8 protein-coding genes are annotated in these 9,586 nt (G+C 65.7%); 6 read left to right on the top strand and 2 right to left on the bottom strand.

The window, feature by feature from the left end:
* The 5 genes from Q0602_RS00710 to glrR form a co-directional block, all read left to right on the top strand.
* Positions 1-952 (top strand): inorganic phosphate transporter (locus tag Q0602_RS00710; protein ID WP_298837452.1); only part of this gene is annotated, 952 nt, incomplete at its 5' end.
* A 125-nt stretch (positions 953-1,077) separates the two neighbouring features.
* Positions 1,078-2,388, top strand: coding sequence for an amino-acid N-acetyltransferase (argA, locus tag Q0602_RS00715; protein WP_298837453.1), 1,311 nt, complete (start codon positions 1,078-1,080; stop codon positions 2,386-2,388).
* Between the two features lie 821 nt (positions 2,389-3,209).
* Positions 3,210-4,766 carry an ATP-binding protein gene (locus Q0602_RS00720; protein WP_298837455.1) on the top strand — a complete coding sequence of 519 codons (1,557 nt, stop codon included), beginning with the start codon at positions 3,210-3,212 and terminating at the stop codon, positions 4,764-4,766.
* The gene (locus Q0602_RS00725; RefSeq protein ID WP_298837457.1) at positions 4,751-5,299 is read left to right on the top strand and encodes a hypothetical protein; all 549 of its coding nucleotides are present in this window, start codon (positions 4,751-4,753) and stop codon (positions 5,297-5,299) included. The genes Q0602_RS00720 and Q0602_RS00725 overlap by 16 nt, the downstream gene beginning before the upstream one ends.
* 205 nt (positions 5,300-5,504) lie before the next feature.
* Positions 5,505-6,884, top strand: a complete 1,380-nt coding sequence (glrR, locus tag Q0602_RS00730; protein ID WP_298837468.1) for a two-component system response regulator GlrR — start codon at positions 5,505-5,507, stop codon at positions 6,882-6,884.
* Positions 6,885-7,008: 124 nt separating this feature from the next.
* Here the strand turns inward: glrR and Q0602_RS00735 are convergent, their stop codons facing one another.
* On the bottom strand, positions 7,009-7,944 hold the full coding sequence (locus Q0602_RS00735; RefSeq protein WP_298837459.1) for a LysR family transcriptional regulator: 936 nt from the start codon (positions 7,942-7,944) through the stop codon (positions 7,009-7,011).
* A gap of 103 nt (positions 7,945-8,047) precedes the next feature.
* On the opposite strand from Q0602_RS00735, the gene Q0602_RS00740 reads away from it, so the two are divergent.
* Complete coding sequence (locus Q0602_RS00740) at positions 8,048-8,854, top strand: NAD(P)H-dependent oxidoreductase (RefSeq protein WP_298837462.1); 807 nt, start codon at positions 8,048-8,050, stop codon at positions 8,852-8,854.
* A 14-nt stretch (positions 8,855-8,868) separates the two neighbouring features.
* On the opposite strand, the gene Q0602_RS00745 is transcribed toward Q0602_RS00740, so the two are convergent.
* Positions 8,869-9,586: exodeoxyribonuclease VII large subunit (locus Q0602_RS00745; RefSeq protein WP_298837465.1), on the bottom strand; the 718-nt coding region annotated here is incomplete at its 5' end.

Raw genomic sequence — 9,586 nt, forward strand, 5'->3', positions numbered from 1 at the left:
CGCGTCCATGAAGGGCTGGCCGGTCTCCACCACCCACTCCATCGTCGGCGCCATCGTCGGGTTCGCGGTGGCCGGGCTCGGGGTCCAGTCGGTCAACTGGGGGTCGGTGGGAACGATTGCGCTCAGCTGGATCACCTCGCCGCTGATCGCGGGGGTGTTCGCCTTCATGCTGTTCCGTTCCGTGCAGGTGCTGATTTTCGACAGTCCCGACCCGTTCGCGGCGGCCAAGCGCTACGTGCCGGGGTATATCTTCCTGGTCGGTTTCATCGTCTCGATGGTGACCCTGGTCAAGGGGCTGTCCCACGTCGGATTGCACCTGACCTTCGGCGAGAGCCTGTTGCTGGCGGTGGCGTTCGGCGTCGTCATCATGATGTTCGGGCTGCTGCTGGAAAACCGGATCAACCGCGGCGACCGGCGGGCTCGCAGCAACTACGACTTCTCCAGCGTGGAGCGCATCTTCGGCGTGCTGATGATGTTCACCGCCTGCGCCATGGCCTTCGCCCACGGCTCGAACGACGTCGCCAACGCGGTCGGCCCGCTGGCGGCGGTGATCAGCGTGGTCGAGAACAGTGGCAGCGTGACCGGCTCGGCCACCATGCCGTGGTGGGTGCTGGTGCTCGGCGGCGGCGGGATCGTGGTCGGCCTGGTGACCTATGGCCACAAGGTCATCGCCACCGTCGGCACCGGGATCACCGAACTGACGCCGAGCCGCGGTTTCGCGGCGACGCTCTCCGCCGCCTCCACCGTCGTGCTCGCTTCCGGTACCGGCTTGCCGATCTCGACCACGCACACGCTGGTCGGCGCGGTACTCGGGGTCGGCCTGGCGCGCGGCATGGCGGCGCTCAACCTGCGCGTACTCGGCTCGATCGTGCTCTCCTGGCTGATCACCCTGCCGGCGGGCGCACTACTCTCCATCGCCTTCTTCTTCATGTTCAAGGGCATGTTCGGCTGATTCGGCGAAGCCGACTGCGCCACGAAGACGCCGCCGCGGTCTACCGGCCCAAAGACGGTCTGGTATAGTTGAGGCAGCCCCCACGCGGGCCATGTCTCATAGCCCTCTGCCGGAGCGTCAATCCCTTGGACTCGCGTTTTCCCTTCGTCGACTGGTTTCGCCACTCATCGCCCTACGTCAACGCCCACCGTGGCAAGACCTTCGTCATTCTGGTGGAAGGCGAGGCGATGGCGTCGGCGCGACGCGGGCAATTGCTGCAGGACCTGGCGCTGGTTCACACCCTGGGAGTACGGGTGGTGCTGGTCTACGGTATTCGACCGCAGGTTGCCGCTGCCCTCGAGACTGCCGGTATCGAGCCGGTGCGCATCGACGGTCGCTGGGTGGCCGATCGCGAGATCATGGACCACGTCGAGCGGATCGCGGCGACCCACCGGCTCGAGCTGGAGGCCCAGCTCTCCCTGGGCCTGCCCAATACGCCGCTGCACGGCGTGGAGCTGACGGCGGTTTCGGGCAACCTGGTCACCGCCAAGCCGTTGGGGGTGCGCGGCGGCGTGGATTTCGATCACAGCGGGGAGGTGCGCCGGGTGCGCAGCCAGGCCATCGAGAGCCTGCTCGCCGGCGGCAATCTGGTGATCCTGCCGCCTCTGGGCTACTCCCGTACGGGAGAGGTCTTCGACCTGGATGCCTCGGAAATCGCCCAGCACGTGGCGGTCTCGCTCAAGGCGGACAAGCTGATTCTGCTCGGCGAGTCGGCCGGGCTGCACGACGACAGTGGCCAGTTGCAGCGTCAGTTGACCCCCGACGAAGCCGACATCCTGCGCGAACGGGCCAGCCCCGGCAGCGAGCTCTCCCGTCACCTCAGCGCCGCCTGCGGCGCGGCCCGCCACGGTGTCGGCCGTACCCACCTGCTGTCGTGGCGCGATCACGATGCCCTGCTCGGCGAGCTGTTCACCCGCGACGGTGTCGGCACCATGATCACCCAGAACCGCTACGAGCTGCTGCGCCAGGCCGTGCTGGATGACGTCGGTGGCCTGCTGGCACTGCTGAAGCCGCTCGAGGCCAGCGGCATGCTGGTGGCTCGAACCCGCGAGCGGCTGGAACACGAGATCGAGGATTACGTGGTGATCGATCGCGACGGCATGGCGATCGGCTGTGCGGCGCTGCATGGCTACGCCGAGGCGAGGATGGGCGAACTCGCTTGTCTGGCCGTGCACACCGACTATCGCCGGGGGACCCGGGGTGAGACTCTGTTGGCGGAGATAGAGCGCCGCGCACGTCGCCGGGGATTCACCCAGCTGTTCGCCCTGACGACCCATACCACTCACTGGTTCGTGGAGCGGGGCTTTTCACTCGCCACGCCGGAAGCGCTGCCGGACCTCAAGCGCGAGACCTACAATCAGGCCCGGCGCTCCAAGGTCTTGCTGAAGTCGCTGTAAAGCGACACCTGTATCGGTGAGTTATGGATCATGGCGTCTCCAAATGGAGACGCGTCAAGATAATGATTTTATTGAAATAAAGGGAAAAGGGCCAAAAAGCGTCTGTCATGGACGACATTTTTGGCCCTTTTTTTCGTCCTTCCGTGGCCAGCCGCGCGCAGCGCTCCGGTTGTAGGGAATGAAGTGTTTTTAACTAATTGATACTAATTGGGTTTTTAAAAACTGGCACGGCTATCGCAATAGTCTTGTCGAGAGCGACGAGACGACGTCTGCGGAGTCGTCTCGCCGAATCCTGTCAGGTTCCTCAACTACCCTGTGCAGGGCCTTCAGGATTCGTCTGCTCCACGCGATGTGTGACTTAGGTTGCGATGAGACGGGTGCGGCCCATCGGGCAAGGAGATGCACCACTTGGGCAAGGATGCCCCGGCAAGGATGCCTTCCCCCTCGCGAGAGGGGACCCATTGCGACCGGCCGCCAGGCTCGGCAACTGCAAGTCTGGCGACCGGTCCGAAGACGAAGCGGGCGGCTCGCCGCCATGGTATTCGATAGCTCCTGAATGGCTTAGTCGAATATCGGCTTCGGGGCCTTCGGGCCACGGGAGCGGTCTCGAATAGCTGATTCAGGCAGCGTTTCAAGGTCGTTCTCGACCCTTCAGTTCCCTGCGTACCTTGGGCCGGCTCTGCCGGCCCTCTTTTTTTGAGTGGATTCCCGGCGCACGACCGGAGGCGGCTGTCGATCGGGGTAGGGCTGAGATCCGAGCGCGCTCGACGCTTCGACCTGAATGGGCATTCAACAAAGATGTTATCCTTGCGGAACGATCCATGACCCCAATGGGCATCCTGCATAGAGCGAACTCCATGACCACCGAGCTCTCCCGACGTTGGCGGCCTCGCTCGCTTTTGCAACTGGTACTGCTGGCATTCGTCGTCGTCATGTTGCCGATAGCCGTGCTGATGTTTCAGGCCGGACAGGCGCTGTCGCAGCTCTCGACCCTGGCCGACCAGAGCGCTCGAGAGGCCGTCGAGGAGACCCGCCGTGCCCGCATGCTGAGCTCGCTGGCGCTGCAGATGGAGCGCAGCGCGCGCCAGTACGCGGTCATCGAAGAAGAGGGCCTGCGCGATATCTACAACCAGAAGGCGCGCCAGTTCGGTGAACTGCTCCAGCAGCACGAGCCTCTGATGCGCGACAACCCCGACTTCCAGTCGCTGGTCGAGCGCTTCCGGCAACTCCGGGTTCTGCCGCAGGCGTCGGTCGACGACATGGGGATGTTCCTGCAGCGATTCTCCGGGTTTGCCTCGGAGTCCGACGCGGTGAGGGATGCCACCAACGACCTGATCGACACGCGCATCGCCGATATCCGCGAACAGGCCGATGCGGTGAAGGCCCGGCTGTGGATGCAGACCGCCGCCCTCGTTTCCGCCAGCCTGATGCTGATGCTGTTCTTCACCTGGCTGATCACGCGCCCCATCCGCCAGCTCGAGCGACGGATCTTCGGCCTCGGCAGCGGCGATCACAGCGACACGCCCACCCGTATCCAGGGGCCTGCCGAACTGGTCCAGTTGGGCGAGCGGCTGACCTGGCTGTCGGGCCGGTTGTCCGAACTCGAGGCGCAGAAGCAGCAGTTTCTGCGCCACATGTCGCACGAGTTGAAAACACCGCTGGCCAGCGTTCGCGAGGGCACGTCACTATTGTCCGACGGCGTGGCCGGGGAACTCAACGAGCGGCAGAGCGAGGTCGTGCGGCTGATCGATGAAAATGGCCAGGAGTTGCAGACATTGATCGAGCAGCTTCTGGATTACAATCTGCTGCAGAACAGTCGTCGAATGAAAGTCACCCAGTTCGATGTGGCGACGGTCATTCAGGAGGTTCTCTCCAAGCATCGCCTGGCGCTCGACAACAAGGGCATGCAGGTCAGGAGTCCACATCATCCGCTGACCTGGCAGGCCGATCGGGAGCGCACGGCACGGGTGCTGGACAACCTGATCTCGAACGCCATCGCCTATGGCAGCGACGGTGGCGAACTGGTGATTCGCGTCGCCCATCAGCGCGACTGGCTGGCGCTGGATGTCGCCAATAGCGGGGATCCCATCGCCGAGTCGGACCGCGAGCACCTGTTCGAAGCGTTCTATCAGGGCAGCGCGCGTCGCAAGGGGCCGCTCAAGGGCTCCGGTATCGGACTCTCGGTCGCCGCGGACTGCGCCCGATTGCAGGACGGACAGCTGGCGCTGGTGGATGACACCGAGTTGCCGGTCTGCTTCCGGCTCACGCTGCCATGGGCCAGCGCCCCGGTCCGCGGGGCGCAATACGATAATGAGGCCGCGCCGGACGAGACGTTTCCGGGCGGTGAGGCAAGGAAAGAGACATGGTCAGTCAGATAAGAGCGACGCTCGTCCTGTTCGGCATGATGGCGCTGGTGGGCTGCCAGTCCCTCTCCGGCGAACCCAGGCAATATGGCTGTGGTGACATTCCCACCTACGCCGACAATGTCTGCCTGGTCGACTCCTGGGTCGCGTTCGGCCTGGAAGCGCAGCGCGGCGATGACGAGTGGCGTGACGAGGTGCTGGAGCGGGTTGGTCAGAGCCGCATGGACCAGAAGGCCGTGCGTGCCGTGGTGCTCTCCTGGGACGGCCCTGGCCAATGGGCCCAGGCCTCGAGCTTCTACAAGGCCGCGATCGGCTCGGCACCGCCCCGGCTGCAGCCCCTCCTGCAGCAGTGGTTGAACGAGCTGGAGGAGCGCCGGCAGCTCTACGCGCTGCGAGGCTCGAGCGGGGGGAGCCGGGTCAATGTCGGCAGCAACGATACGCAGGCACTGAAGCAGGAAAACGAGAAGCTGAAGCAACAGCTCAAGGAGATGTCGGACAAGCTGGAAGCGCTGACCGACATCGAGCGGACGATCAACGCCCGCGACTGAGACGCGCCAGGTTCGCGCGACCCACACTTACGTAAAACCAAGCCATCCGCGCGATGCCCGGCCATATCCCGGTGCGCGCGACCGCGTCACATCGAGCGTGACACATCCTCATCGACAGCGATAAGGTGAAGCGGTGGCAGGAGGTGCCAATCCCATGTCATTGAATACAGAAGCTCAGAAGACCCGGCCGGTGCGAACGCCGGCCATGCAACCGGGCAGGAGCGGCATCACGGCCCATATCCTGCTGGTCGACGACGATACCAGCCTGCTCAAGCTACTGGGCATGCGTCTGGAAAGCCGCGGATTCCGCGTGACCACCGCCGAAAGCGGTCGCGAAGCGCTGACGCATATCGAAGAGACCTCCCCGGACCTGGTGCTATCCGATCTTCGCATGGACGAGATGGACGGCCTGGCGCTGTTCCACGAACTGCAGCGTCGCATGCCCGGAATGCCGGTGATCATTCTGACCGCCCATGGCTCGATTCCGGATGCCGTCAGCGCCACGCGCCAGGGCGTCTTCAGTTTCCTGACCAAGCCGGTCGATCGCGACGAGCTGTTCGAGGCGATCGACGAGGCCCTCAAGCAGACGCCGACCACGCGCGGTGAAGGTGGCGAGGCGTGGCGGTCCCAGATCATCACCCGCAGCCCGCAGATGGAGCGCATCCTCGAGCAGGCCTACATGGTCGCCGCCTCCGACGTCAGCGTGCTGCTGACCGGCCCCAGCGGTAGCGGCAAGGAGTTGCTGGCCAACGCCATGCACCAGGCCAGTCCCCGCGCCGACAAACCGTTCGTGGCGATCAACTGCGGCGCGCTACCGGAACAACTGCTGGAGAGCGAACTGTTCGGCCACGCCCGTGGCGCCTTCACCGGCGCGGTCAGCCAGCACGAGGGGCTGTTCCTGGCCGCCGATGGCGGCACCCTGTTCCTCGACGAGATCGGCGACATGCCGCTGCCGTTGCAGGTCAAGCTGCTGCGCGTGCTCCAGGAGCGCCAGGTTCGCCCGCTGGGCAGCACCAAGTCGTTCCCGATCGACGTGCGGATCATCTCCGCCACCCACCGCGATCTCGACCGCGCCATGCACGAAGGCGACTTCCGCGAGGATCTCTACTATCGCCTCAACGTGGTCAACCTCAAGCTGCCCCCGCTGCGGGATCGCGCCGAGGACATCCCGCTGCTGGCCAAGCACATGGTGGCGCAGGTTTCCGCGCGGCATAAGCCGTTCGTCAAGGGCTTCTCGCCCGAGGCGCTCAATCTGCTCGCCTCCAGCGGCTGGCCGGGCAACGTGCGCCAGCTCGTCAACGTGGTCGAGCAGTGCGTGGCGCTGACCAGCACGCCGATGATCCCCGAAGCGCTGGTCTCCCAGGCGCTGGCCGCCGAGGAGAACGCGCTGCCCTCGTTCAGCGAGGCGCGCGCCGGCTTCGAGCGCGGCTACCTGATCAAGGTGCTCAAGATCACCGAAGGCAACGTCACCCAGGCGGCCCGCATCGCCGGACGTAATCGCACCGACTTCTACAAGCTGCTCGCGCGCCACGACCTCGATCCCGGCAGCTTCAAGCCGAGCGCGATGCCGGAACAGGCGGGATGATCCCCGCCGGTCGGCGCTCCGAACTCGCCAAGGCGAGGCAGCCGGCCAACTGAAACGACGCGACCCTCTCGCTGGGCGATCACCCGATTCGGCACTGTCGAATCGGGTTTTTCATTTCATCGGGCTAGGGCCGCGTCGGCATCTCCCTGCCATCCTCACGCGCATCCGAAACCAGTTCGCCAATTCGCCGGCGCAACCATCGGTGCAGCGGGTGGGTGGTGGTGCGCTCATGCCAGACCATGGCCATGTCGAAACCGGGAACGGACAGCGGGGGATCCAGCAGCCGTACCCGGCCAAGGCGGTCTCCGGCGACCCGGGTGGGGACCAGCGCGATCATGTCGCTGCGCGCGACGATCTCCGGCACCACCAGGAAACCCGGCGCCGACAGGGCCACGCGCCGGGACCGGCCGACGGCGGCCAGGGCATCGTCCACGGGGCCGTGAAAGCCGCCGCCCTCCGGCGAGACGATGACGTGATCCAGCCGGCAAAAGGTGTCGAGATCGAGCGATTCCGACAAGGCCGGATGGCCGGGGCGCACGATGGCGACGTACGCCTCGTGATAGAGCGTGCGCATGCGCAGGTTGTCCGGCGCCGTCCCGGGCGTCGTCAGGGCCAGGTCGACCTCTCCACGCGCCATCTGCGCATTCAGAATCCCGGTATCTATCGTCCGCCAGGCGATCCTGAGCCCCGGCGCCTCCCGGCTCAGGGCCAGCGCCAGCGGCATCAGGACCGAATACTGCACATAGTCGCTGGCCGCGATGGCGACGGTGGCCTTGGCCGTGGCCGGTTCGAACGGGCTGCCCTCGGCGACGACCTGACGTACACCCTCGATGGCGGCGTGCAGCGGTGCCTGGAGCTCGAGCGCGCGCTGGGTGGGGATCATGCCGCGCTGGGCGGGCAGCAGCAGCGGGTCGCCCAGCAGCTCGCGCAAACGGGTCAGGCGGGCCGAGAGGGCCGGCTGACTGAGGTGCAGACGCTTGGCGGCGCGACTGACATTGCGCTCCACCAGCAAGGTGTCGAGAGTCACCAGCAGATTCAGGTCCAGCCGTTCGATATCCATTCGATTGATACCAAGCCATAGAATATCGGATTTCTACAATACCAGACGGCGCCTCAAGATCAGGGTCCGAACCCGATCATTTTCCCAAACGAGGAACCGGACCATGAGCCATGTTCTGATCGTCCACGCCCACCCCGAGCCCCAGTCGCTGACCAGCGCCTTGAAAGACCTGGCGGTGGAGTTCCTGCAGACGCAGGGGCATGCGGTGCAGGTCTCGGATCTCTATGCCATGGGATGGAAGGCGGTCGCCGATCGAGAGGATTTCACCGATACGGTCGATCCGGAGCGCCTGAGCTACATCGCCGAATCCCGCCACGCCTATGCCTCCGATACCCAGACCCTGGATATCGCCGCCGAGCAGCGCAAGTTGTTGTGGGCCGATGCGGTGCTGTTCAGCTTCCCGCTGTGGTGGTTTGGCATGCCTGCGATTCTCAAGGGCTGGGTCGACCGGGTGTTCGCTTTCGGCTTTGCATACGGTGTCGGTGAGCACGGTGGCGAACGCTGGGGCGACCGCTACGGCGAAGGCGTACTGGCCGGCCGTCGCGCGATGCTGATCCTGCCGATCGGCGGGCGCGCGCCGCACTACAGCGATCGCGGCGTCAATGGCAGCCTGGAAGAGATCTTGTGGCCGATCCAGCACGGCACGCTGTTCTATCCCGGGCTGGCGGTCATGCCGCCGTTTCCGGTCTATTCGAGCGATCGCCTGGATGATGCCGGTTGGCAGCGGGTGGTGGCCGATCTCAGGCATCGCCTCGAGGGACTGTTCAGCGATGCGCCTATCCCTTTCCGGCGCCAGAACGGTGGGCACTACGATATCGATCAGCGGCTCAAGCCTGGGCTGGGTCAGGGCGAGGGTGGGACACGGATCCATCTGGTGCAGCCGGGGGATCCCGAAGAGCGGCTCGCTTAGCGGCCGCGAATGGCTCAGCGCTTCAGCCGTCGCTTCACCTCCAGCTTCAGGCGGCCCTCGCCGAGGCGGGCCGTCAGCATCTGGCCGGGTTGGGTCTGGCTGGCGGCGCGCACGACCTGGCCGTCGTCGTCCTGCAGGATCGAGTAGCCCCGTCCCAGCACGGCCAGCGGGCTTACGGCGTTGAGCTCCCGGGCCACGCCCTCCAGCCGCTGGCGTTCGCGCTGCAACTGGCGCTGCTGGGCGCTCTCCAGTCGCTGGCGTAGCTGGTCCACACGCTCCCGCGATTGGCGCAGCGTACGGCTCGGGTCGTGGCGCGTGAAGCGCCGGGTGGCGGCCTCGAGCCGCTGACGATCCCGCTGCAGACGCTGCTGCATCGCCAGTTGCAGGCGACGATCCAGCCCCGCCAGACGCTGGCGCTGCTGGGCGAGCCGTTCACCGGGGTGGCGCAGCCGTGCACGCAGGTGATCGAGGCGCTGGGACTCGGCGTTGAAGCGCCCGCGCCACGCCTGATGGAGCCTTCTCCGCTGCTGATTCAGCGTCGCCTCGAGATCGCGGCGATCCGGCACCAGCCGTTCGGCGGCGGCGGAGGGCGTCGGCGCGCGCACGTCGGCGGCGAACTCGGCCAGGGTCGTGTCGACCTCGTGGCCGATGGCCGCCATCACCGGTAGCGTCGAGTGAAAGATCGCCCGGACCAGATGCTCGTCGTTGAACGCCCACAGGTCTTCCAGACTG

This window comes from uncultured Salinicola sp., assembly GCF_937921195.1.
Lineage (GTDB): Bacteria > Pseudomonadota > Gammaproteobacteria > Pseudomonadales > Halomonadaceae > Salinicola.

Excerpts from the sequence above, each read along its gene's own strand:
- Q0602_RS00720 (WP_298837455.1), top strand. The coding sequence starts at position 3,210 with ATGACCCCAATGGGCATCCTGCATAGAGCGAACTCCATGACCACCGAG.
- Q0602_RS00725 (WP_298837457.1), top strand. The coding sequence starts at position 4,751 with ATGGTCAGTCAGATAAGAGCGACGCTCGTCCTGTTCGGCATGATGGCG.
- glrR (WP_298837468.1), top strand. The coding sequence starts at position 5,505 with ATGCAACCGGGCAGGAGCGGCATCACGGCCCATATCCTGCTGGTCGAC.
- Q0602_RS00735 (WP_298837459.1), bottom strand. The coding sequence starts at position 7,944 with ATGGATATCGAACGGCTGGACCTGAATCTGCTGGTGACTCTCGACACC.
- Q0602_RS00740 (WP_298837462.1), top strand. The coding sequence starts at position 8,048 with ATGAGCCATGTTCTGATCGTCCACGCCCACCCCGAGCCCCAGTCGCTG.